The sequence below is a fragment of the Pseudomonas sp. A125 genome (assembly GCF_055409485.1).
The window spans coordinates 18,992-38,552 of record NZ_JBUZVP010000041.1 but is presented as its reverse complement, the minus strand read 5'-3'; the positions used below and the strand labels follow the sequence as shown (position 1 = coordinate 38,552).

The 19,561-nt window shown below is 58.3% G+C and carries 20 protein-coding genes; 9 read left to right on the top strand and 11 right to left on the bottom strand.

Going from position 1 to position 19,561, the window contains the following annotated elements:
• Window positions 1-228: 228 nt before the first annotated feature.
• Window positions 229-1,170, top strand: coding sequence for a transcriptional regulator FeaR (feaR, locus tag ACZRN6_RS33410; protein ID WP_322144832.1), 942 nt, complete (start codon window positions 229-231; stop codon window positions 1,168-1,170).
• 47 nt (window positions 1,171-1,217) lie between these two features.
• Here feaR (ACZRN6_RS33410) and feaR (ACZRN6_RS33405) read toward each other — a convergent pair whose 3' ends face one another.
• Window positions 1,218-2,168, bottom strand: a complete 951-nt coding sequence (feaR, locus tag ACZRN6_RS33405; RefSeq protein ID WP_464009788.1) for a transcriptional regulator FeaR — start codon at window positions 2,166-2,168, stop codon at window positions 1,218-1,220.
• A gap of 531 nt (window positions 2,169-2,699) precedes the next feature.
• Between feaR (ACZRN6_RS33405) and ACZRN6_RS33400 the strand changes: the two genes are divergently transcribed.
• Together ACZRN6_RS33400 and ACZRN6_RS33395 are read left to right on the top strand one after the other, a co-directional pair.
• Entirely contained in the window at window positions 2,700-4,001 is a 1,302-nt protein-coding gene (locus tag ACZRN6_RS33400) for an NAD(P)/FAD-dependent oxidoreductase (protein ID WP_322144834.1), read from the top strand.
• A 40-nt stretch (window positions 4,002-4,041) separates the two neighbouring features.
• The gene (locus ACZRN6_RS33395; RefSeq protein ID WP_464009787.1) at window positions 4,042-4,434 is read left to right on the top strand and encodes a DUF4440 domain-containing protein; all 393 of its coding nucleotides are present in this window, start codon (window positions 4,042-4,044) and stop codon (window positions 4,432-4,434) included.
• A 204-nt stretch (window positions 4,435-4,638) separates the two neighbouring features.
• Here ACZRN6_RS33395 and ACZRN6_RS33390 read toward each other — a convergent pair whose 3' ends face one another.
• Window positions 4,639-5,004, bottom strand: coding sequence for a hypothetical protein (locus tag ACZRN6_RS33390; protein WP_322144836.1), 366 nt, complete (start codon window positions 5,002-5,004; stop codon window positions 4,639-4,641).
• A 306-nt stretch (window positions 5,005-5,310) separates the two neighbouring features.
• A complete protein-coding gene (locus ACZRN6_RS33385; RefSeq protein ID WP_464009786.1) occupies window positions 5,311-5,595 on the bottom strand; it encodes a fructose-bisphosphate aldolase in 285 nt (94 codons plus the stop codon).
• Window positions 5,596-6,442: 847 nt separating this feature from the next.
• Between ACZRN6_RS33385 and ACZRN6_RS33380 the strand changes: the two genes are divergently transcribed.
• Entirely contained in the window at window positions 6,443-6,697 is a 255-nt protein-coding gene (locus ACZRN6_RS33380; RefSeq protein ID WP_322144837.1) for a hypothetical protein, read from the top strand.
• Window positions 6,698-7,013: 316 nt separating this feature from the next.
• Here ACZRN6_RS33380 and ACZRN6_RS33375 read toward each other — a convergent pair whose 3' ends face one another.
• On the bottom strand, window positions 7,014-8,429 hold the full coding sequence (locus ACZRN6_RS33375) for a purine-cytosine permease family protein (RefSeq protein WP_464009785.1): 1,416 nt from the start codon (window positions 8,427-8,429) through the stop codon (window positions 7,014-7,016).
• A gap of 250 nt (window positions 8,430-8,679) precedes the next feature.
• On the opposite strand from ACZRN6_RS33375, the gene ACZRN6_RS33370 reads away from it, so the two are divergent.
• Complete coding sequence (locus tag ACZRN6_RS33370) at window positions 8,680-9,591, top strand: LysR family transcriptional regulator (protein WP_322144839.1); 912 nt, start codon at window positions 8,680-8,682, stop codon at window positions 9,589-9,591.
• A gap of 131 nt (window positions 9,592-9,722) precedes the next feature.
• Here ACZRN6_RS33370 and argE read toward each other — a convergent pair whose 3' ends face one another.
• Genes argE through ACZRN6_RS33350 form a run of 4 tightly spaced genes read right to left on the bottom strand, consistent with a single transcriptional unit; the run spans window position 9,723 to window position 13,319 of the window.
• Window positions 9,723-10,868, bottom strand: coding sequence for an acetylornithine deacetylase (gene argE, locus ACZRN6_RS33365; protein WP_464009784.1), 1,146 nt, complete (start codon window positions 10,866-10,868; stop codon window positions 9,723-9,725).
• Window positions 10,865-11,542 carry a DUF1028 domain-containing protein gene (locus ACZRN6_RS33360; protein ID WP_464009783.1) on the bottom strand — a complete coding sequence of 226 codons (678 nt, stop codon included), beginning with the start codon at window positions 11,540-11,542 and terminating at the stop codon, window positions 10,865-10,867. The genes argE and ACZRN6_RS33360 overlap by 4 nt, the downstream gene beginning before the upstream one ends.
• Before the next feature lie 10 nt (window positions 11,543-11,552).
• The gene (locus ACZRN6_RS33355; protein WP_154845177.1) at window positions 11,553-11,963 is read right to left on the bottom strand and encodes a RidA family protein; all 411 of its coding nucleotides are present in this window, start codon (window positions 11,961-11,963) and stop codon (window positions 11,553-11,555) included.
• A gap of 24 nt (window positions 11,964-11,987) precedes the next feature.
• Entirely contained in the window at window positions 11,988-13,319 is a 1,332-nt protein-coding gene (locus ACZRN6_RS33350; protein WP_416152072.1) for a flavin-containing monooxygenase, read from the bottom strand.
• Window positions 13,320-13,465: 146 nt separating this feature from the next.
• Here ACZRN6_RS33350 and ACZRN6_RS33345 point away from each other — a divergent pair, with 146 nt between their 5' ends.
• Both ACZRN6_RS33345 and ACZRN6_RS33340 read left to right on the top strand, forming a co-directional pair.
• On the top strand, window positions 13,466-13,900 hold the full coding sequence (locus tag ACZRN6_RS33345; RefSeq protein WP_322144843.1) for a GNAT family N-acetyltransferase: 435 nt from the start codon (window positions 13,466-13,468) through the stop codon (window positions 13,898-13,900).
• A gap of 17 nt (window positions 13,901-13,917) precedes the next feature.
• The gene (locus ACZRN6_RS33340) at window positions 13,918-14,394 is read left to right on the top strand and encodes a GNAT family N-acetyltransferase (RefSeq protein WP_322144844.1); all 477 of its coding nucleotides are present in this window, start codon (window positions 13,918-13,920) and stop codon (window positions 14,392-14,394) included.
• 166 nt (window positions 14,395-14,560) lie between these two features.
• On the opposite strand, the gene ACZRN6_RS33335 is transcribed toward ACZRN6_RS33340, so the two are convergent.
• The gene (locus ACZRN6_RS33335) at window positions 14,561-15,049 is read right to left on the bottom strand and encodes an HIT family protein (protein WP_464009782.1); all 489 of its coding nucleotides are present in this window, start codon (window positions 15,047-15,049) and stop codon (window positions 14,561-14,563) included.
• Window positions 15,050-15,187: 138 nt separating this feature from the next.
• Here ACZRN6_RS33335 and ACZRN6_RS33330 point away from each other — a divergent pair, with 138 nt between their 5' ends.
• Window positions 15,188-15,517 (top strand): DHCW motif cupin fold protein, encoded by a 330-nt coding sequence (locus tag ACZRN6_RS33330; protein ID WP_322144846.1) that lies wholly within the window; start codon window positions 15,188-15,190, stop codon window positions 15,515-15,517.
• A 14-nt stretch (window positions 15,518-15,531) separates the two neighbouring features.
• Here ACZRN6_RS33330 and ACZRN6_RS33325 read toward each other — a convergent pair whose 3' ends face one another.
• Window positions 15,532-16,446, bottom strand: coding sequence for a LysR family transcriptional regulator (locus ACZRN6_RS33325; RefSeq protein ID WP_322144847.1), 915 nt, complete (start codon window positions 16,444-16,446; stop codon window positions 15,532-15,534).
• A gap of 118 nt (window positions 16,447-16,564) precedes the next feature.
• On the opposite strand from ACZRN6_RS33325, the gene ACZRN6_RS33320 reads away from it, so the two are divergent.
• The gene (locus ACZRN6_RS33320; protein ID WP_322144848.1) at window positions 16,565-17,797 is read left to right on the top strand and encodes a cation:dicarboxylate symporter family transporter; all 1,233 of its coding nucleotides are present in this window, start codon (window positions 16,565-16,567) and stop codon (window positions 17,795-17,797) included.
• Between the two features lie 137 nt (window positions 17,798-17,934).
• Here ACZRN6_RS33320 and ACZRN6_RS33315 read toward each other — a convergent pair whose 3' ends face one another.
• The gene (locus tag ACZRN6_RS33315; RefSeq protein ID WP_322144849.1) at window positions 17,935-19,545 is read right to left on the bottom strand and encodes an argininosuccinate lyase; all 1,611 of its coding nucleotides are present in this window, start codon (window positions 19,543-19,545) and stop codon (window positions 17,935-17,937) included.
• Window positions 19,546-19,561 lie beyond the last annotated feature (16 nt).

Genomic DNA, 19,561 nt, shown 5'->3' with positions numbered 1-19,561 from the left:
GATTAACCGGCTTAGCCGTGTAACCTGAACCGCCGTATACGGAACCGTACGTACGGTGGTGTGAGAGGACGGCGGATGTGAATCCGCCTCCTACTCGATGGAGGTTGTCACGATTTTTGCAATGCAAAGAGAGGGATGGCCGAGTGTTGAATTCCCTTTCAATAACATGTTAACTATTGGCCATAAATCTAAGAAACACTGGCGTTGTAGCCGGTAAGAGAGCCAATCATGAACCAAGATGGGCTGCGACCTGAAACAGGGCACTGGGATAAAGCGATCCGCAGTGCATGCGGTTCCTTCACGACCTACCTTCGCAGTGAGCACTCGCTGTTTATCGGCGAGATGATGCAGCGCGATCTGGGTGGCGTCGGGTTCGCCGAGTTGCGCACAAATGCGGGGCGAATCGCCAAGTTCCGGCAAAACGTCGACAACGCCGATGATCGATACTGTTTTTTGATCGTGCAACGCAAAGGGTTCTGCCAGTTGCACCTGGATGGGCATTCGATCGAACTTGCGCCAGGTGAGTTGGCGATAATGGACCAGGCCGGAGAGTGCAGCGTTGAGCCTCAAGGTCTCATTGAACAGGTCTCCATTTCGATCTCGCGGGATCGAGTACGGGCGCTGCACCTTCAGGGTGCGCTGTCCGGGAAATTACAAAGCAACTGCCCCAGTGGCCGCCTCTTGCGCTCACTCGTCAATCAGATCATGCACGATCAGGAAACCTGCTTTACCGGCGATGATGGGCTGGGGATGCAGGATGCGTTGATCGCCCTGTTACTGCCGACCCTGGTGGAGCGTGCGAGTAGCCACGGGCTCGAAGAAATCCTGCAGATCAACGATCTACGTCGCCAGATAGAACGCATGGTCAGCGAGCACCTGCATCGTCCCGACTTGAGTCCGGAATGGATGGCCAATCAGCTGGGAATATCCATCCGGCACTTATACCGCTCGTTCGAAAACAGCGGGGACAGTGTGTGTCGCTTCATCCAGCGGGCGCGGCTGCAGCGTTGCGCCAGTGATTTGGGGAATCCGTGCCTGCGCCATGAAAACATTACGGAAATTGCTTACCGTTGGGGCTTCTCGGATTCGGCGCATTTCAGCAAGATTTTCAAGAAGCAGTACCTGCGATCTCCCAGGGATTTTCGCGGCGAGGCGGTGCTGTGTTCGTGAGCGTTGGGCCGGGCTAAAGGCATTGGAAATGCCTGGCCCCTGGCCGCTCAGGCTGGCTTTTGCAGGCGAAACTCCCTCGGTGACACACCGAAACGTGCCTTGAAAGACCTGGAAAAATGGCTCACGTCATTGAACCCCCAGTTGAATGCCACGCTGGAGACCTTTTCGTAGGCACCGTGGCGCTTGAGGTCTTCAGCGCACTGTTCCAGCCTTCTTTCCAGAATGTAGCGACCAATGGTGGTGCCGCAGTTGGCGAACAAGCGGTGCAGGTTGCGCACCGATGTGCCCACCCGATCAGCCACCATTGAAGGCGAGAGGGCACTATTGATCAGTTGCGCCTCTATGCACGCCTTGGCTTTTTTCAACATGAACGGCTGGGTCTGTTGTTGATACGCGCCGTTCAGCCTTGGGTTTTCACTTACGCTGGGCCGCATCAGCGCCAGCAGGGCATCGAGCATCGCCTCGGACTCACAGGCTTCGGCCTCTCCCACATCAAACAGTTGTTGCGCAAGCATGCCCGTCAGCGCTCCCAGCCTTGAGCCCGCCGCGATACGGTGGTTAAGCAAGATCTGCCGGTGACGAAACCGCGACTCGATGTGATGCCGAGGAATGGTCAGCGACAGCTGATCCGAGAGCCCGGTGAAATAGAAATCGCATGGCTTGTTGACGTCAAGCAGTACCAGGTCATTGGGGTTGAGAACGGTCTGCCCGTTGTCCTGGCACATCACGCCAGAACCTTTCATTTGCATGACCAGGTAGTAAAAGTCCCGATCGTCACGCCGAATATCACTCTGTTGCCGGTGCACGTGATGGCAGTTGCTGACGATTCTGGCGCCAGCGCAGAGGGCGTTGGCACTCGTAGAGGGAAGAATGCTGCCGGCAAAAGTCACCGAGCCCTGTTCAAGGGGCGGTTCGGCATGGAAGGTTCCGCAGCTGCTGGACAGGTGATGATTCCACTCTTCAAAGCCCCGTGCGCCCGTATGCATGACCGTGTTCATCGCGACCCTCTTTCCGGGCCCAGTGGCACTCGGAACAAACAAATTCTGTAGTGGAATGATGTCAGCCTTCGTGCGGTTCGATGGGCGTTTTTCGTAAAGCCCCATGGGGTTTGAATCGCGACTAACCTTATCGTTGTGATAGCAAAATTCAGGCCGTATTGGTGTTTTTCGAACCGCCTGAATAGGTGATCTGTTTCAACGCCCTGGGGCTGATTCCAGGTTTTTTCGAGGGGCTGGCTGACCGTGAAGTGCCAGAAAATCGGGCGAAAATTCCCATCGTGCACGGGGTCAATGCTTCATTTAGTAACATGTTAACCAGGCGGGGTGCTTCTTTTACGGCCAACAGGAACCGGGCCGGACCATCCTGGCAGTCTCGGTCAACTCGTTGGCTCTATAGCGCATGGTGCGCGGCGCAAACCGGCGTTTAAATGAAGACCTGATGCTGAATCGGCGCGAGGTGAACCACGGTGTTCATTCAGTCCCGATGCCTCATTCGATGATTTGATGAACGCACTGTTGTGAGGAAGTCTCATGCTCTCTGTAGAAACGCCAACCACTTACTACACAGCCACGCGTAAGTACGACCTGAAATTCCCCGACCTTGAGGCAGATATCGAGGCTGATGTCGTCGTCATCGGTGGCGGGTTTTCCGGTGTCAATACTGCCCTTGAGCTGGCAGAGCGGGGCGTCACCAACGTTGTGGTGCTTGAAGCGCGTTACCTGGGGTTCGGAGGGTCGGGGCGCAACGGCGGGCACGTCATGGCCGGGATCGGTCATGACCTGGAAAAAATCCGCAAGGACGTGGGCGAAGACGGCCTTCGTGCGATCTTCGAAATCAGCGACCAGGGCGCTGCCATTATCAAAAGCCGTATCGATAAATACGCTATCGACGCGGATTTTCGCCAGGGCTATGGCTACCTTGGCTTCAATAAGCGCCAAGGCAAACTGCTGCAGGCCTGGGAAAAGGAATACAAGGAACTGAGCCCGGATTGCGAGATCGCCTATCTGGAAGGTGCCGATGTGAAAAAGATCATTGGTTCCGAGGCCTACAGTTGCGCGTTGATGCACATGGGTAACGGCCATATCCACTCCTTGAACCTGCTGCTGGGTGAGGCCAAGGCGCTGGTCAGTCATGGCGGCCGCGTGTTTGAAAACACGCCGGTCCTGGAAGTGACCTACGGCGACACCATCCATGTGCGTACCGCCAAGGGGTCGGTTCGGGCCAAAAAGATTCTTTGGTCATGCGGCGCGTTTCTCGATCGGCTGGAACCGGAACTGCACAAGACCATGATCAGTACGTACGCCTTCCAACTGGTGACGGAGCCGCTTTCAGACGCGCTGATTGAACAGATCAGTCCGATTCGTGGGGCCTTCAGTGATATACGCCCGGTGATCGATTACTTCCGGGTCACCAATGAGAATCGGCTGCTATTTGGCGCAGCCACTTACTGCATCGACTACATCCCCAACAATTTGAAGGCGTGGAATCGCAAGTTGATGTTGAACATCTTCCCTTATCTCAAAGACGTAAAAATCGACCTCGCCTGGGGAGGGCCAATGGAGTGTTCGGCCAACCTGTTTCCGCAGATTGGTACCTTGCCGGGGCGCCCTAACGCGTTCTACGTCCAGGGGTATTCGGGCTTCGGCGTCACCCCAAGCCATGTGGTCAGCCGGGTGCTTGCTGAAGGCATCATGGGCGGTTCAAAACATTACGCCGTCATGAGCTCGATTCCCCGGACCCAAATTTACGGGAAGGAACAATTTCGGTCGCTGATTTGCACGTTCGGCAAGGTCACGCACCAACTCGGCGGCTATTTCAACGGCCGCCGCTGATCACTGAGCTTTCATTTTCCCAGGAAGAGGTATTTTTAAAATGCAGCACGTGGATGAATTGAGCGTGGCCCTCAGAGAGCGCCTGAGTGTCCTTGAAACGCTTTGGAAAGAGCAGGATGCTGCGGGGATCGTGCAGCAACTGTACACCCATGAAACTGAAATCACTGGCGCGGGCACCCCGGAACTCTATTCGGGCAGTGCGGCGCTGGGTGGGCTGGTTGCGTCGTTGGTGGGGGACACGCATTCGGCGAGTATTCGTATCGATCGTCTACGTGCGCTGGCCCCCAGTGTGGCTTATACCTGGGTGACCTGGGACGTGCAGCCGAAGGTGGGACAGGCGTTCAACATGAAAAGCCTCTTCGTCTGGAAACTTGAAACCCAAGGCTGGAGAATCGCGGCAGACATGTACGCGGACGGTGTCATTCCCGCCTGAGGGATTTGAGAGAGAGCCTTCAGGGCTCTCTCCGATAAGTCACACACCGGGTGTAACCGGCGCAAAACCCACAAGCCCCCCCGATCCCCTGTGGGAGCCGTCGAGCTTTAGCGAGGCCGCGATGGCGCCCGCCCGGTCACCCTCACTTTCCGTCTTCCGTCCGCTCCTCTGTAGCGAGGCTGCGTCAGCTCACGCTTGGCGCCATCACCAAGCAAGTTTTTTATTGCTTGCTTCAAAGTTTTGCTTGTACATCATCCAGATCGTGCCGTAGTTACACATGTCGATCTTTCCACAGTAGTCACGAATGACCGCGTCCATGATCTTGCGGTCTGTCGCTTTGGTTGCTTGCTTAAACGCGTCCAGGTTTTGCTTTTCCATCATGCGCAGTGTGCTTTCCTGGCACATGTCGATCTTCCCGCAATAGTCCTTTTTTACCGTCGCGGTCACGAAGTCAAGAACCTGCTTTTTCTGAGCGTCGGACCCATCAAAATCCATTGGGTTGAGCACCGCTGTCGCGGCTGAACAAACGCTTGCATTGAAGAAAAAAAGTGCCAAAAGAAGCTTTTTCATAAGAGGTATCCTTTCCGGTGTGATCAATGCAAAAAAATGAGTACTGGCGACATGCGCCTGCTATTGAGCGGGCTTGCCGCAAATGCGGCAGATTGCCATCAAACTGTTTTAAGTGAAAGAGGGGGGGACCTATGCTGTTCGAATTTCTTACTGGCGACCCTTGTGATCGGCTCCCTCAACATCCCCTGTGGGAGCCGTCGAGCTTTAGCGAGGCCGCGATGGCGGCGGCCCTGACACTACCCATATTCGCCAAGCCTATTAACTAGAAAACCCGCACCTGCGGGTTTTCTTAACGGTGGAAATAAATCAGCCAGCCACAGGCGTATGCATCCCACGCCGCTCAATCACTCCAAACACATCCTGGACCAGGATTCGCGCGGTTTCGGCAACGGTATTGATGTCTTGCTCGCCGTAATCAGACACGTTGGAACAGGCCATGAGGTGCAGGTATTTGAGGGCTGCGTTGAGGCGTTCACTGATGCAGGCGTGGAGATCGCAGAGCGGTGCGTCGCTGTCGATGAGCAGGACGGGGGTTTCGGTGGCGGTTTGGGACATGGGGGTGAAGCGGTGGTGCGGGTTATTCGTCGTCATAAGGTGCGATTCTATTTTAGGTAAAAGAACTGCCACCTTGCTGCTGCGAAACAGATTGGGTGGCAACTGTGCGCGGGTTCGCAGACCAGGAAGAATCACCCCCGGCAGACCCGAAGGTCTCCCACGCACAGCCGCCATAAAGCTAGACGCAGGCAGGAGCCGCCTGGGGTCTGATGACTGTGCAGGTTGATTCTATTTTGGTAGGGCTGCGAAACCCTGTCGCTGAGCCATGTCAGTGACGGGGCGAACTATAAGCGGAGGCTTTTGTGAGTGCAACTCAGGTTTGGTGTGTGCCCCAGTTGGAAGTGCCATCAGTAGGATGTCCTTCTTTGAGCTGCGCAACTGTCATAAAAATGACAGTTTTTTTGCGCTGTATATTTGGCACTTAAATAAGGACCCCAACTAAAAAATGACTTATTTTATTTATTGTTAAGGTGAATCGTAACAAGTGATTTCAGGCTTTTTATGAGGAAAAGCTTGCTAACTCGGGGCTGAGGATCTGTACCGCCTATTGGAGTGGATCCAATTTCCCTCAAATACGTTTTTCGTCCAAGCAGGGGTATCTTGCATAGCCCCCCATGAACACACTATTTTGTGCTTAAGTCGGTTCGAAGTACTACATGTAGTGCTTCGTAGGCTGTAGCCGGCCAAGGAAATGTCAGCAGGTGCATGCGCTATGTTTGGAGACGCAACTCATGCACCTGCTATCCCTGGAATCCAATGCTATGCACTGGCGGGATGCGCATTAGAGGTAACTCATGCTGGAGTGTCAACGCCTGCAAACAGTTTCTGCTAGTGAGCTTCCTTGCCTCTTATCAAAATTGATAGGTACTCGGAGTACGAAAGAATGAGTAATAACACCAAAAAAACCTCTCCGTCGGTTGCCACCTTGGCTTCCGAAACACTTCGGAGTTCAAGTTCTTCCGCGATACAAAAACAGTTGGCTGCTTCAGCGATGGCTCAAGCGTCCACTGGTAAGCAAACCGGAGCTGAAATGGAGGCGAAGGCTAGCCACGTTTTGGAGAGCGATAAGTACAGCGCCACGACCAAAACCTTAGCAGGCTCGGTGCTTGCGCAATCGAACAAAGAGCGAGGTAACTGATAATGGCTCAATATTTTGTTAATAGAAATGCACAGGCGAATGGTGATCATGAGGTGCACGCCAATACCTGCATCTATCTTCCTTTGCCCGCGAATCGTCTAGATCTTGGTCTGCATCTGTCATGCGCATCGGCGGTAGCACAAGCGAAACTGACGTACCGGCAATCTAACGGCTGCCGGACGTGCTCATATCCGTGCCACACCCAGTGAGATATTGGAGGTTGTGGCTAGTTGATTGAGTTATAGAACTGGCCGAGTGACTTACCCCGCTCCCGTATAGCCGAGAGTGGGGTATGTATGAGCTTGTAAGAGCCTATTTAAACCCCACCCACCAACTTCCCCCCCTCCAACCGACGCTTATACGCACTGTCCCGACTCGCCAACCAGAAATACAACGGCGACGTCACCACCAACCCCACCAACCAGGACAAGTCCGCCCCATTGATGTGTGCCGAAATCGGCCCGACATACAGCGGCGTATTCATAAACGGAATCTGCACCACAATCCCCACCGCATACGCCAACAGCGCTTGTGGGTTGTAGCGCCCGTAGATCCCGCCATCTACCCGGAAGATCGAACCGATGTCGTACTTGCCCTTGTGGATCGCATAGAAGTCGATCAGGTTGATCGCCGTCCACGGCACCAGTACCACCAGCAGCACCAACACCATGTCCACGAAGTGCCCGATAAAATCCTTCGAGGCAAACACCGCCGCAATCGAACACGCCGCCAGTACCAGTACCGAGATCACGGCGCGCGCCTTGGCGGTCGGGATCCAGCGGTAGGCGAAGGTTTGTACCAGGGTGATCAACGACAGTACTGCGCCATACAGGTTAAGCGCGTTATGGCTGATCACGCTGAGCAGGAACAGCAACAGCATCAGCGGCCCAATGGAGCCGGTCGCGAGCTTGACCGCGTCCATGGTGTCCATGCCAACCGGCGTTGCAAGTGCCGCCACTGCACCAAAGATGAACGCCAGGCTGGAACCCAGCACGGTGCCCAGGTAAGTCGTCCAGAACGTCGACGCAACAGGCACATCCGCTGGCAGGTAACGCGAGTAGTCCGAAACATACGGCGCAAATGCGATTTGCCACAGCGCCGCCAGCGACACGGTCGCCAACCAGCCGGAGATGTTGAAGTTACCGCGCGTCAGGAAGTCGGCTGTCTGCACGTGGGTGAAGATGTAGCCGAAACCCAGCACGATGCCCGCGCCCAGCACCCAGGTACCGATGCGGTTGAGCACGTGGATGAAGCGGTAACCGATGATGCCGATGATCCCCGAGCCAATGGCACCAATAACGATGCCTACCGGCACCGGGATGGCGTCGACCACGCCGTGCAGGGATTTGCCCGCCAGTACGATGTTGGAAGCAAAGAAGCCGATGTACATCACGCCGGCGATCACCACCACCAGCAGTGCGCCGAGGGAGCCGAACTGGGCGCGGCTCTGGATCATTTGCGGGATGCCCATCTGCGGGCCCTGGGCCGAGTGCAGCGCCATCAGCACGCCGCCGACGAGGTGGCCGACGAGGATGGCGATGATGCCCCACACCAGGTTCAAGCCGAACAGTTGCACGGCCAGCGCGCCGGTGACGATCGGTAACGGCGCGATGTTGCCACCGAACCACAGGGTGAACAGGTCTCTTACCTTTCCGTGGCGATCTTCCGGGGGCACGTATCCAATCGTGTGTTTTTCGATAAGCGGGGCGGAGGATGTTGCAGTGGTAACCATGACGAGCTCCAAGGCAAGGTGAGTACGTTGACGTACTTCGCTGGGCGGCGCGTGTGCGTCGCTTTTGTTGTTGGAGTGATCATGTGCAATGGTCACGGGGAGGTAAATTAGTAAGTTTGTTGCTATAGACCTTAAAAATAATATCTCGCGGTGTTTTTTGCTCCGGTATGTTGCATGCAGTTGAATCATCAAAAAAAGCGGCTTTTCTTGCACTTGTTTGGGGCGAAATCCCACATTTTTGGAGGTCCCGATGGCTGCCTATAATCTGCGCCAACTCAAATATTTTGTAACCACTGCCGAGTGCGGCAGCGTGGCAGAGGCTTCGCGCAAGCTCTATATCGCGCAACCGTCGGTGTCGACGGCCATCAAGCAGTTGGAAGACAGCTTTGGTGTGCAACTGTTTATCCGCCATCACGCCCAGGGCGTATCGTTGACCCCCAGTGGTGCGCGGTTTTATCGCAAGGCGCTTGAGCTGCTGCGGGTGGCTCATGAATTTGAGCAGAACGCCCTGGCGGACAATGACGTGGTGGCGGGGCAGATCGATATCGGTTGTTTCGAGACGGTGGCGCCGCTGTATCTGCCGCGTTTGATTGCCGGGTTCAAGCAGCGCTGGCCGGGGGTGGAAATCCGCCTGCGCGATGGCGAGCAGCAGGAACTGGTGCAGGCGCTGACGGCCGGCAGTATCGATGTGGCGATGCTGTTTGAGCACGACTTGGGAAGCGCTATCGAGACCACGCCGCTGATGCCGCCGCAGCAACCGTATGCGTTGCTGCCGGCGGATCACCGGTTTGCGCAGCAGGCCAAGGTATCGCTGACGGACCTGGTGCTGGAGCCGATGATTCTGCTGGACGTGCTGCCGAGCCGGACGTACTTCGTGAGTATTTTTGAGGAGCGAGGGCTGACGCCGAATATTGTCTTCAGTTCGCCGTCGATCGAGATGGTGCGCGGGATGGTGGGGCGCGGGTTTGGCTTTTCGATTCTGGTGACCAAGCCGTTTTCCGAGTACACCTATGACGGCCAGAAGCTGGTGTGCGTGCCGCTGGCGGAGACGGTGACGGGCTCGGGGTTGTCGGCGGTGTGGTTGCGGCGGGCACCCTTGACCAAGCCGGTGCAGTTGTTTGTGGAGTATTGCCGGGAAGAGCTGGCGCGGTTGCTGGGGTAAAACACAGAGCAAAAAATGTGGGAGCCGGGCTTGCCCGCGATGGCAGTGTGTCAGCCAGCAAATAGGCCAACTGATCCACCGCCATCGCGGGCAAGCCCGGCTCCCACAGTTGATTTGTACTGCTTGGGGAGTCAGGTACGGATCGAGAGCAACATCCGCTGCAGCATTTCATCGCAACCCTTCAGTTGCGCAACGCTCACAAACTCATCCGGCTTATGCCCCTGGTCCATGCTCCCCGGCCCGCATACCACGGTCGGAATGCCCGCCGCGTCAAACAACCCACCCTCAGTCCCGAACGCCACGGTGCCAAATTCCCGCGAGCCGCAAAACGCCGCAATCAGCTCCGCGGCTTGGCTACGCTGATCGGTGGCCAACCCTGGATACGCCGACAATTCAGTAAAGCGAATCGCACTCTGCCGGCTCACCGCCTGCATCCGCGGCAACACCTGCTGCATCGCATAGGCTTGCAGCTCCTCAGCCACTTCGCCCGGGTCCATCGACGGCAGCGCGCGCACTTCAAAGTCAAAGCGGCAATCGGCCGGCACGATATTCAACGCCTTGCCCCCGGAAATTACCCCGGTTTGCACGGTGCTGAACGGTGGGTCAAAGCGCTCGTCCTGAGTGGCCTTGAGGCGCTGGCCAATTCGCCCCAGCTCCCCAATCAACTCAGCCGCATACTCAATCGCATTCACCCCCGAAGGCGCATACGCCGAGTGACAGGCCTCGCCATGCACATCACACCGCATCGCCAGCTTGCCCTTGTGGCCCAGCACCGGCTTCAACTTGGTGGGCTCGCCGATAATGCACAGCAGGGGTTTCACCGGCCATTGCTCCAGCACCTTGAGCAACGGACGCACCCCAAGGCAGCCGACTTCCTCATCGTAGGACAGCGCGATGTGCACCGGCATCCGCAAGTCTGCGTTCACCAGCGACGGCACCAACGCCAGCACGCAGGCGATATAGCCCTTCATGTCCGCCGTGCCGCGGCCGTACAACTTGCCGTCGCGCTCGGTCAGCGCAAACGCCGGTAGCGTCCACGGTTGCCCGTCCACCGGCACCACATCGGTGTGCCCCGACAGCACAATCCCCGGCACAGTCGCCGGACCAATGGTGGCGAACAGATTGGCCTTGCTGCGCTCATCGTTGTAGATCAGCTCGCTGGCGACCCCGAAACCCGCCAGGTAGTCGCGCACACACTCGATCAGCCGCAGGTTGGACTCGCGGCTGGTGGTGTCGAACGCCACCAGCGTCTGCAGCCATTCGCGGCTGGTGTTCATCGCTCGTCTCCGGCCACGCCGTAGCCTGGAGAACGGTCCGGGGCCAGGGCGCGGTCGATGTAGTCCTGCACTTGCGGGCGATAGGCATCCCACAATTTTTGCAGTTCGCCAATCGGGTTTTCGTCGGCCCAATCCACCCGCAGGTTGATGATCGGCCAGGTCAGTTCACCCACCACCACCACCGCGGCCGAATGCACCGGGCCGGCTTCGCCACCGGCTGCGATGGCGGCGTGCATGGCGGCGAGCAAGCGATCGGTGAGTTGGCCTTCGCCCTGTTCGAAAGCGTTGACCATCGCCTCGATCACCGCGCGGTCGGCGAGCATATTGCCGGCGGCGACGCACTGTTCGCCCGACACCGCGTTGTGGGTGCCGAGGGTTTCACTGCCGCTGAAATGCACGGTGCGCCCCAGATGATCAATCGCCGTCAGTTGCCGGTATTGGCTGTAGCCGTTACGGGTCAGGGCCTTGTCTACGGCGTCGACAGGCGTAAGGCCTTGCTCCAGCAGGTCGAGCACGTCCGGGCCCAGGGCCGGCAGGGTGATGTTCTGGGTCGAGACCGCACCCACACCGGGCCGCAGCCATGGGCAACGGGCGCCCACGGCGATGCTGGATGAGCTGATGGCAATGCCCATCTGGCCGGTGTCCGCGCAACGGGCGACGATTGAAAAGGTCATGTGCGGCTCCTTATTCGGGGATGACGGCGATCACATCAATTTCCATCAGCCATTGTGGCTGGCCCAGGGCCGAAACCACCAGCCCCGTGGAGATCGGGAACACGCCCTTGAGCCACTTGCCGACTTCCTGGTACACCGGCTCGCGGTAGCGCGGGTCGATCAGGTAGGTAGTGGTCTTGACGATGTGGCTCAGGTCGCTGCCGGCTTCTTCCAGCAGTTGCTTGACGTTTTTCATCGCCTGTTCGGCTTGCGCGCGCGGGTCGCCGAGGCCCACCAGTTGGCCATCGAAATCGGTGCCCACCTGGCCTCGCACATACACCGTGTTGCCGGCGCGTACGGCCTGGCACAGGTCATTGTCCAGGCTCTGGTTAGGGTAGGTTTCCTTGGTGTTGAACATGCGGATGCGAGTGTGAGTAGGCATCAAAAAAACTCCAGAAAAAAGGGATCAGGCGCTGACAGGTGAGGTGTGAACAACCGGTGCGGCTTCGCGGTACTCAAGGTATTGGCGCTGGATGGCGATATGGTCGGCCACGTACTTGGCGTCATGCCACACGCCCCAGATAAACGAAGAGCCCCGGCGCGACTGCCATGGCAAACCGAGGAAGTAGATGCCCGACTCGCTGGCCACGCCGCGCTGATGTTGTGGCTTGCCGGCAGCGTCGAACGCATCGACTTTCAGCCAGCTGTAATCCACGGCGAAACCGGTTGCCCAGATGATTGAAGTGATACCGGCCTTGGCCAGGTCCAACTCAAGCAATGGGTTTTTGATGCACTCGGCATCGGGAAACACGCGGCGCGCTTCGGGCTCTACCGGCAGGTCGAGGCCGTTGCGCTCGATATAGGCGTCCGCCGCATCCAGCAGGGCCAGGTAGTTCTCATCGCCGCGAGCCAGGTTTTCCACCAGGTTGGGTTGGAAGCGGGCGACGCTGGCGGTGAAGGATTGGGTCAGGCCGACCAGGGTCATGCCTTGCTGGGCCAGCTCACGGAAGTCGATGGTCTTGCCGCCGTGGGCGCCGCTCACCGCAATGGTCACGTGCTCGCGACCGGGTTTCATCGCGGCCTGGTCCCACTCACCCAGCACCCCCAGCCACCAGCAGAAATCGCGGTTGCGATAGGCACGCGGTGGGCGGTCGTGGGCGCCGACCGACAGGTACACCTGGCGACCGGAGCGCTGCAGTTCATCGGCGATCTGCACCCCGGAGGAACCTGCACCCACTACCAGCACAGCGCCTGCGGGCAGTTGCGCGGGGTTACGGTAGTCGGCGGAGTGGATCTGGTGCAGTGCGGTGTCTTGAGGCGCAATTGCCGGAATTACCGGCTTCTGGAACGGCCCGGTCGCTGCCACCACGCGGTTGGCTTCGATCACACCTTCGCTGGTGTGGATGGTGAAGCCTGGGCGACCGACGTTGCGCACCACAGAGGTCACGTCCACGCCGGTGCGGATCGGCGCATTGAACTTGCGCGCATAGGCTTCGAAGTAGTCCGCCACACGCTCTTTTGGTGCAAAGCCATCGGGGGCGACGTTATCGAAGGCAAGGCCGGGAAACCGGTCATGCCAGGCCGGGCCGTTGGCGACCAGCGAGTCCCAGCGCCCGGTGCGCCAGCGCTCGGCGATACGGCTGCGCTCCAGCACCAGGTGCGGCACGCCGTGTTTGCTCAGGTGCTCGCTCATGGCGACGCCAGCCTGGCCGGCTCCTACCACCAGCGTGTCTGTTTTTGTTATTGCTTGAGTCATGTGTCTGTCCTTGCGTAATGCAGTTGGATTCAGCTTGGGCATGGCTTCAAGGCTAGGGGGAGGGCGGTTTTTAATAAAATATTATTAAGCTGGGAAGTGAGCATAAATAACTGATGCAGAGCGGTGCCGGCGGCCGGATGTACTGGTAGGCTGCCAATCCGGCCCAACACACCCTCAGGTTCAAGCCCATGCCTACCCTTCGCATCATGACCCTCGACGACTACGACGCCGTCACCGACCTAATGCGCAACACTCCCGGCATCTCCCTGCGCGACGCCGACTCCCGCGAGGCCACTGCGCGTTACCTTGCGCGCAATCCGGGCATGAGTTTCGTCGCCGAGGTGGACGGGGTACTGGCGGGTTGCGTGATGTGTGGGCACGATGGCCGGCGCGGCTATTTGCAGCACTTGCTGGTGCTGCCCGCGTATCGGCGCCAGGGTATTGCGAACGTGCTGGTCGAGCGCTGCCTCAACAGCCTTGCGCAATTGGGCATCCGCAAATGCCACCTGGATGTATTCAAGACCAACGACAGCGCCGCCCGCTATTGGCAGGGCCAGGGCTGGCAGTTGAGGACCGATATTGATCGCTATTCGTTTACCCGACCGGGTGACGAGAACGCCTGAAGTCCATGGAGGGACAGATGTTCGAGATACGACGCGCCACGCTGGAGGATGCACAGACCGCCTTCGATATTCGCCTGTTGGCCATACGCAGCCAATGCATTGGGGCCTACACATCGGAGCAAATGATGCGGTGGACGCGAGGCGCAGCCGAGGACGGCTATGACGCGTTGATGGACAAGCATTTTTACCTGGGATGTATCGACGGTGAGCCGGTGGCTACCGGCATGTTGGACCTTGCGAACAACGAAGTCGGCGCGTTGTTTGTGCTGCCTGGATTTATCGGGCGCGGGTTTGGTCAGCAGATGTTGGCGTATCTGGAAGCGTTGGCACAGGAATTGGGGATCGAGGAGTTGATCCTGGACGCGACGTTGAATGCGGCGGATTTTTACCGGCGGTGTGGGTATGAGGGCAGTGAACCGGCGATCTACCATTCGCCATCGGGGTTGCAGCTGGCCTGTATTCCTATGCGCAAACGCTTCCACATTTTTCCCTGACGCCCCAGAAACCTCTGGTGAGGGAGCGTCCTGTGGCGAGGGAGCTTGCTCCCGCTGGGCTGCGAAGCGGCCCCAAAAAGGTCAGCGAGTTCTTTCAGTCAGATTGCATTAGCCCTAGTGGGGGCTGCTACGCAGCCCAGCGGGAGCAAGCTCCCTCGCCACAAGGTTATGTGTTGTTTTGGGTATTGAGTGCCATGCGCAAACACCTGATTGCCTCGCTCACCGAAGGTCCTTGAACCGACGGCGGGGCGGGGCTTTCACCAAACTCCCGCCAGATAAAAAGCGTCAGCTCGGCACCGTCGGTAGCCTTCTGCTGCGTGCCGAAACTTTCCAGAACCCGATAGCGCTCATCCTGCCAAAACAATGCTTCAACCCATCCATAAACCGGAATGAAATGAAAATGCAACGGGAACCCAGGCATATGCCCGAACCGGCTGATGTAAAGCCACTTGGGTTTCAGTTGCGCTTCCATCACTCGCTGGGTTTTGGCCAGCAACCCGCCCAACTCCGCGAGCGCCGCCTCGGGCATGTCCGCCAGTGAGTGAATAGGCGCCTTGGCACCCAGCATCAGGTAGCCCGGCAGCGCGGATGACTGGTGATGATTGAGTCGCCAGTGCTCGGTCTCATGAAGCACAAATGCCGGGTCGATCTTCATCAGTGGTTTCCATGTGGGTAGAGCGCAAGGTTAACAGCCCCCGGTTTGTGTATCCCACAAATGCAGATGATCTGTGTCTATCACCTCGGCCAGCGGGTCGTTATGGTCCACCTGCGTACTTTCTTGACTGAGGCTCCAATGGACCTGACCGCAATCCCTTTTGGTACCACTGATTGGTCGAAGATTGAACCCGTGCTGCACCCCGGCGAAACCGGCAGTGCGTATTGGCGCACCTGCCAGTTCGGTTCAACCCGCGTGCGCAGGGTCGAATACAGCGCCGGTTATCTCGCCGATCACTGGTGTTGGCGCGGGCATATCCTGCTGTGCCTGGAAGGCGAGTTGCACACCGAGCTGGAAGATGGCCGCCAGTTCACGCTGACGGCCGGGATGAGTTATCAGGTGGGCAATGACATGGAAGGGCATCGGTCATCGACCCGCCTTGGAGCAACGTTATTTGTCGTGGATTGACGCTCCATCGGCCTTCAACCCTTGCGATAAACCCCCGCCAATTCCCGCGCCAACCCAATGAAGTTCTGCAACGGCGCCGACGGATTGAACGCGCGCCGTACCAGTGTGATCGGCGCCAGCAGCCTCGGCCTGGCGTCGCTGATCCGGCAATACACCACGCTTTCGCGATGCACATCGCGCATCGACGCCGGCACCACCGAGATGCCCTCACCGGCAGCCACCAGGCTGACGTTGGTCAGCATGCGCTCCACTTCAAAGGCAATCTTCGGCTCGAAGCCGGCGTTTTGGCAGGCCTTGATCAGGTTGGCGTACATGCCCGGCGCGCCGGGGCGGCGGACCAGGATGAAGCGTTCGTCCTTGAGGTCGGCCATGGTGATTTTCGGCTCGCGACCCTTGAGCAGCGGGTGCCCGACGGGCAGGGTCAGCAGCATTTCTTCGTTGAGCAGGCGGTGGAAGGTCAGGCTCTGGTGGTCGCTGACCGGGGCGCGGACGATGCCGATGTCGATGCGTTTTTCGAGGGCGTCTTCGGTGACTTCCCGGGCGCTGCCTTCGTTGATCGAGAGTTCCACGCCCGGGTATTGCTCGCGGTAGGCGCGGATGATGCGCGGGATCAGCGGGTGGGCAGCGGCGGAGCTGGTGAAGGCGATGACCAGCGTGCCTTCGATGCCCTGGGCGGCACGCGCCGCCTTGAGGGAACCTTGTTCCACGCGGGCGAGGATGGTCCGCGCTTCATCGAGAAACACCAGGCCGCCGGCGGTCAGGTCGACGCCCTTGGGGTGGCGCTTGAACAGGTCGAACCCCAGCTCTTGTTCCAGGGCACGGATCTGTTGGCTCAGAGGTGGTTGTTGCATGTTCAGGCGGGCGGCGGCGCGGGTGAAATGTCGTTCTTCGGCCACCATGATGAAATAACGTAAATGGCGAAGTTCCATGGTGGTATATCCCGTGACAAGACTTTATTATTTGTGGCCTGAATGCGCCTTGGCGACCAATATGCCGAAAGTGGCCTGGTACGACAATAACAATAAATAAAAAATACCACGGAGCATTATGCCAACCCGATTCGCCAATAACGCCACGCTGCCTATTTTGATTGCCATTGCACTTGGCATGGTGGTGGGGCTGTTTTACCCGGGCATTGCGGTCGAGATGAAGCTGCTCAGTGACGCCTTTATAAAAGTGGTCGGGTTACTGATGCCGTTTCTGTTATTTGTGCTGGTGTCAACCGGTGTCGCGGGTATCAAGCGCGCGCCCCACCATCGGCATGTAGTGGGTCGGATCGTGATGTATTTCCAGCTCATGTCGCTGGCCGCTTTGCTGTTGGGGATGGCGACGGGGTTGCTGTTCAACCTGGATCATACCGCGGTGGCCAATCTGTATTTTGACCGTCTGGCACCTCCGGTCGCGCCGCAAGCACTGCTGCATGAACTGTCCATGACGTCTGTTTCGTCCAGTCTTTACAGGGTTTTCACCCAAAGCCTGGTGCTGCAGGTGATGCTGCTGGCGGTATTGTGCGGGCTGGTGCTGGGGCGCGGCGGCAAGGTCGGTAGTCGCTGCCTTGGCTGGCTGGAGAGGGCGGTCGCCGGGTTGTTCTGGCTACTGCGGGTTGTCTTGAAGTTCGCACCGCTGGCGGCTTTTGGTGCGATGGCATTTGTGGTGGGAAAGTACGGTGTAAGTTCTGTATTGCCGCTGTTTAAGTTTATTGTTGTCGTTTATCTGGCGTGCGCGGCTTTCGTGATTTTAGTGTTCGCTACGCTTACGCGCCTGCTCGGCGTTACATTGACTCGGCTCATTGTGTACTTGAAAGAAGAGTTATTGTTGGTGACGTTCACCGGTTCTTCAGTGGCCGCACTTCCTGGTTGTGTCAGCAAACTTGAGGCGCTGGGTTGTGATCGTCAACTAGTGCGCTTGGTGCTGACCACCGGCTACACCTTCAACTTGAGTGGCACCAATATCTACCTGACCACCGCGATCATGTTCCTGGCGCACCTGGCCGGGGTGGAAATTGCCGTGCCTGAGTTGCTGGCGGTGCTGGTGATCTGCCTGTTCACCTCGCTCGGGTCCACCAGTGTGGCGGGCTCGGCGCTGTTTACCTTGATTGCCACCTTGAACATTTTGCAACTGGTGCCGCTGGAAGGGGTGGGTTTGCTGTTGGGGGTGGAGCGGTTGATGAAGTGCCGGTCGTTGACCAATGTGCTGGGCAACTGCGTGGCATGCCTGGCGATTTGCGGGTGGCAGAAGTCGATTGACCATGAGGTGTTGAAGCGGGAACTGAGTCACTGAGCCGAACACAATCCTCAGGTAAAAGCAGATCAAATGTGGGAGCTGGCTTGCCTGCGATAACGGTATGTCAGTCGATAAATCTGTTGTCTGACACTCCGCTATCGCGGGCAAGCCCGCCCCCACATTCAGCTTGCATTTCAGCCCTTGGCGTTCAGCAACTTGTCGAAGGCCTTGTCCAGGTTGCCTTCGGCACCTTTCAACTTCTCACGACGCTCCTTCAACCAGCTCTGGTCCGCGTCGAGTGTTTTACGTGCCTCCACCAACATCCGCTTGACCTCTTCCGGCTGCGGCCCACCCGTGCCTTTACGGGTCTTGACCATCGCGGTCGGCGACAGCGCCGCACGAAAGCCTGCCTCATCCAGGGGCAAGGTATTGGGCGTCCATTTGTATTTGTCCGCCGCCTGGGTGTACAGCTTTTGCGCGTCTGCATACGCGAAGGTCTTTGGCGTGGTGCCGTTGCTGCGCGCCTCGGTGACGATCAAAGAAGCGAAGCTGTGACCAATGCGGAACGGCACCTTGAACTGACGCTCCAGGGTGTCGGCCAGCTCCATGGACGTGGTCCATTCCGACTCCAGTTCATCCAGCGCACGCTGCGGGTTGATTTGCAGCGCATCCAGCACGGCGTCCATGCTTTTGAACATCTCATCGGTGGATTGGAACAAGCCCAACGAATCAAACGCGAACTTGTAGTCGGTCATGCCGGTGGTGACGTTATGCGCGCGCAGGGTCACGGTCTGCGCCAGGCCGACCACGTCGGAGGCTGATTCGCGGGTGCGCATCAACAACCCCGGGTTGCGCTTTTGCGGCATCGCGCTGCTGGTGTAGGTGGACTCTTCGTCCAGCAGCAGCCAAGGGCGGATCTGATGGTACTGGGTATGGATATCGCCGATCATCGCGCCGATGCGGATCGCCGAAGACGCCGCCAGGTTGGCCGCCTCGATTGGAATGTCATAGGTCGACACCTGGCTGGAATCCAGGGAGTTCTCCCGCACGCCATCAAACCCCAGCAACTCGGCCAGGCGTTCGCGATTAAGCGGGTAGGCGGAGTTCGCCAGCACCGCGGTGCCCATCGGGCTCTGGTTGAGGCGGGTGTAAAGTTCGCGGATCCGCTGGCCGTCGCGATCAAATGCGGCTTCGAACGCCAGCAGGTAATGCGCGTAGCTGATGGGCATGGCCTGCACGCCGTTGGTATAGGCGGGCACCAGGGTGTCGATGTTTTTGTCGGCGATGTTCAGGATACGTTGGCGGGTGGCGTTCAGCGCGTCGCTATAGGCCAATACCTGCGAGCGCAGCTTGGCCAGGCGGTAGGTGGCGAGCATGTCCTGGCGGCTGCGGCCGGAGTGGATCAGCGACGCTTCAGGACCGATCTTGTCGGTCATGATTTTTTCCAGTTGCAGCACGTCTTCCGGGCGTTTGCCGTCGGGCTGGTCGGCCTGGTCGATGGCAAAGCGTACGCCGCCGGCGATCTTGTGGCCCATGTCCGGCTTGACGATGCCTTCTTCGGTGAGCATCACGATCGAGGCTTTGTTGATGCGGTTCAACCAGGCGAACTGGGTTTGGGTCGGGTCGCCCTTGGCCTTGTGGGCCGTTTGCGAAGAGCCCGGTGTGGCGCCGACTTTGGCGGCCTGGGCCGCGCACTCTTCGGTGGTTTTGCAGGGCAGCGCACCAGTGTCGGCGGCATAGGCACCGTAACTGCTGAACAGCGCAAGGGCGACGGCCAGGTGCATCAGGCTTTTTTTGGTATTCATGTGCAACGCTCCGGAA

Coding starts and splice junctions, on each gene's coding strand:
- feaR (WP_322144832.1), top strand. CDS start 229: ATGAACCAAGATGGGCTGCGACCTGAAACAGGGCACTGGGATAAAGCG.
- feaR (WP_464009788.1), bottom strand. CDS start 2,168: ATGAACACGGTCATGCATACGGGCGCACGGGGCTTTGAAGAGTGGAAT.
- ACZRN6_RS33400 (WP_322144834.1), top strand. CDS start 2,700: ATGCTCTCTGTAGAAACGCCAACCACTTACTACACAGCCACGCGTAAG.
- ACZRN6_RS33395 (WP_464009787.1), top strand. CDS start 4,042: ATGCAGCACGTGGATGAATTGAGCGTGGCCCTCAGAGAGCGCCTGAGT.
- ACZRN6_RS33390 (WP_322144836.1), bottom strand. CDS start 5,004: ATGAAAAAGCTTCTTTTGGCACTTTTTTTCTTCAATGCAAGCGTTTGT.
- ACZRN6_RS33385 (WP_464009786.1), bottom strand. CDS start 5,595: ATGACGACGAATAACCCGCACCACCGCTTCACCCCCATGTCCCAAACC.
- ACZRN6_RS33380 (WP_322144837.1), top strand. CDS start 6,443: ATGAGTAATAACACCAAAAAAACCTCTCCGTCGGTTGCCACCTTGGCT.
- ACZRN6_RS33375 (WP_464009785.1), bottom strand. CDS start 8,429: ATGGTTACCACTGCAACATCCTCCGCCCCGCTTATCGAAAAACACACG.
- ACZRN6_RS33370 (WP_322144839.1), top strand. CDS start 8,680: ATGGCTGCCTATAATCTGCGCCAACTCAAATATTTTGTAACCACTGCC.
- argE (WP_464009784.1), bottom strand. CDS start 10,868: ATGAACACCAGCCGCGAATGGCTGCAGACGCTGGTGGCGTTCGACACC.
- ACZRN6_RS33360 (WP_464009783.1), bottom strand. CDS start 11,542: ATGACCTTTTCAATCGTCGCCCGTTGCGCGGACACCGGCCAGATGGGC.
- ACZRN6_RS33355 (WP_154845177.1), bottom strand. CDS start 11,963: ATGCCTACTCACACTCGCATCCGCATGTTCAACACCAAGGAAACCTAC.
- ACZRN6_RS33350 (WP_416152072.1), bottom strand. CDS start 13,319: ATGCCCAAGCTGAATCCAACTGCATTACGCAAGGACAGACACATGACT.
- ACZRN6_RS33345 (WP_322144843.1), top strand. CDS start 13,466: ATGCCTACCCTTCGCATCATGACCCTCGACGACTACGACGCCGTCACC.
- ACZRN6_RS33340 (WP_322144844.1), top strand. CDS start 13,918: ATGTTCGAGATACGACGCGCCACGCTGGAGGATGCACAGACCGCCTTC.
- ACZRN6_RS33335 (WP_464009782.1), bottom strand. CDS start 15,049: ATGAAGATCGACCCGGCATTTGTGCTTCATGAGACCGAGCACTGGCGA.
- ACZRN6_RS33330 (WP_322144846.1), top strand. CDS start 15,188: ATGGACCTGACCGCAATCCCTTTTGGTACCACTGATTGGTCGAAGATT.
- ACZRN6_RS33325 (WP_322144847.1), bottom strand. CDS start 16,446: ATGGAACTTCGCCATTTACGTTATTTCATCATGGTGGCCGAAGAACGA.
- ACZRN6_RS33320 (WP_322144848.1), top strand. CDS start 16,565: ATGCCAACCCGATTCGCCAATAACGCCACGCTGCCTATTTTGATTGCC.
- ACZRN6_RS33315 (WP_322144849.1), bottom strand. CDS start 19,545: ATGAATACCAAAAAAAGCCTGATGCACCTGGCCGTCGCCCTTGCGCTG.